The organism is Acetobacter orientalis (assembly GCF_000963965.1).
Lineage (GTDB): Bacteria > Pseudomonadota > Alphaproteobacteria > Acetobacterales > Acetobacteraceae > Acetobacter > Acetobacter orientalis.
Map to the genome: position 1 here is coordinate 1 of NZ_BAMX01000004.1, position 2,500 is coordinate 2,500.

At 54.8% G+C, this 2,500-nt stretch carries 1 tRNA gene and 2 rRNA genes (1 of these 3 cut by a window edge); all 3 read right to left on the reverse strand.

Going from position 1 to position 2,500, the window contains the following annotated elements:
• Positions 1-77, reverse strand: a tRNA-Met gene (locus Abor_RS01615).
• Between the two features lie 20 nt (positions 78-97).
• Positions 98-213: ribosomal RNA gene (gene rrf, locus Abor_RS01620) — 5S ribosomal RNA — on the reverse strand.
• Between the two features lie 114 nt (positions 214-327).
• A 23S ribosomal RNA gene (locus Abor_RS01625) occupies positions 328-2,500 on the reverse strand (it continues 568 nt past the right edge of the window).

Below are 2,500 nucleotides of genomic sequence, written 5' to 3' on the forward strand. Positions count from 1 at the left end.
TGGTTGCGGGGGCAGGATTTGAACCTGCGGCCTTCAGGTTATGAGCCTGACGAGCTACCGGGCTGCTCCACCCCGCGGTGGTGTAGTGGTTTGGAAGACCTGGCGGCGACCGACTTTCCCACGACTTAAGTCGCAGTATCATAGGCGCTGGGGGTTTTCACGGCCGAGTTCGGGATGGGATCGGGTGGATCTCTCCCCGCCATGGCCACCAGGTCATCCAAACCACCATTGAAGGGGTGGTGTGGACGGTTGGGTGATGAGTGTGTGACGTTTATTGTGTGTGTATGGATGATTTCTGTGCATGGTTCCTGACGGTGTCAGGATGAAGAGAGTGAGCCTATTGGGCGATTAGGACCAGTTAGCTGCACGCATTACTGCGCTTTCACACCTGGCCTATTGACGTGATGGTCTATCACGGCCCTCAGGGAGACCTAGTTTTGAGGTGGGTTTCCCGCTTAGATGCTTTCAGCGGTTATCCCGTCCATACTTAGCTACCCGGCTGTGCCACTGGCGTGACAACCGGTGCACCAGAGGTATGTTCATCCCGGTCCTCTCGTACTAGGGACAAATCCTCTCAAGTCTCCAACATCCACGGCAGATAGGGACCGAACTGTCTCACGACGTTCTAAACCCAGCTCACGTACCACTTTAATCGGCGAACAGCCGAACCCTTGGGACCTGCTCCAGCCCCAGGATGTGATGAGCCGACATCGAGGTGCCAAACCTCCCCGTCGATGTGGACTCTTGGGGGAGATCAGCCTGTTATCCCTAGAGTACCTTTTATCCGTTGAGCGATGGCCCTTCCACGCGGGACCACCGGATCACTATGGCCGACTTTCGTCTCTGCTCGAGCTGTCACTCTCGCAGTCAGGCGGGCTTATGCCATTGCACTCAACAGCCGGTTTCCGACCGGCCTGAGCCCACCATCGCGCGCCTCCGTTACACTTTGGGAGGCGACCGCCCCAGTCAAACTGCCCACCATACAGGGTCCCGGATCAGGCTAACTGACCGCGGTTAGACATCAGAAAAATTCAGGGTGGTATTTCAAGGATGGCTCCACAAGGACTGGCGCCCCTGCTTCAAAGCCTCCCACCTATCCTACACAGAATGTCTCTGATGCCACTGTAAAGCTGCAGTAAAGGTTCATAGGGTCTTTCCGTCTGACCGCGGATACCCCGCATCTTCACGGGGAATTCAATTTCGCTGAGCCGATGCTGGAGACAGCGGGGAAGTCGTTACGCCATTCGTGCAGGTCGGAACTTACCCGACAAGGAATTTCGCTACCTTAGGACCGTTATAGTTACGGCCGCCGTTTACCGGGGCTTCAATTCAGTGCTTGCACACCTCCTCTTAACCTTCCGGCACCGGGCAGGCGTCAGGCCCTATACGTCGTCTTTCGACTTCGCAGAGCCCTGTGTTTTTACTAAACAGTCGCTACCCCCTGGTCTGTGCCACCCGCCGATGGTTGCCCACCAACGGGTCTCGCTTATCCCGAAGTTACACGAGTAATTTGCCTAGTTCCTTCAGCATCGTTCTCTCAAGCGCCTTGGTATTCTCTACCAGTCCACCTGTGTCGGTTTCGGGTACGGTCTATATGCCAGAGCTATTTCCTGGAATACGCAAAAAGCCAGACCAATCCGATAAGGACTGACAACATTTTGTATTCGTCACTTCTGGCAGGTTCAGGAATATTCACCTGATTCCCATCGACTACGGCTTTCGCCCTCGCCTTAGGGGCCGACTAACCCTGCGTGGATTAACCTTGCGCAGGAACCCTTGGACTTTCGGCGACAGTGTTTCTCGCACTGTTTGTCGCTACTCATGTCAGCATTCGCACTTCCGATATCTCCAGAGAGAGTCACCTCGTCTCCTTCACAGACTTACGGAACGCTCCGCTACTGCGCATATCAGAGATATGCACCCACAGCTTCGGCACGTGGCTTGAGCCCCGTTACATTTTCGGCGCAGGGTTTCTATTAGACCAGTGAGCTATTACGCTTTCTTTAAAGGATGGCTGCTTCTAAGCCAACCTCCTGGTTGTTATGGAATCCCCACATCCTTTCCCACTTAGCCACGATTTAGGGGCCTTAGCTGGTGGTCTGGGCTGTTTCCCTCTCGACAATGGACCTTAGCACCCACTGTCTGTCTGCCGAGCTCATACTTCCGGGTATTCGGAGTTTGGTTAGGTTTGGTAAGACTTTGGGTCCCCCTAGCCCATCCAGTGCTCTACCCCCCGGGGTAATACTCGACGCTCTACCTCAATAGATTTCGCGGAGAACCAGCTATTTCCGAGTTTGATTGGCCTTTCACCCCTAACCACAGCTCATCTCCGACTTTTTCAACAGGCGTGAGTTCGGCCCTCCAGTGCGTGTTACCGCACCTTCAGCCTGGCCATGGCTAGATCACTCGGTTTCGGGTCTTCTGCCAGCAACTAGTCGCCCTATTCAGACTCGCTTTCGCTACGCCTACACCTACCGGCTTAAGCTCGCTGCAAACAGAA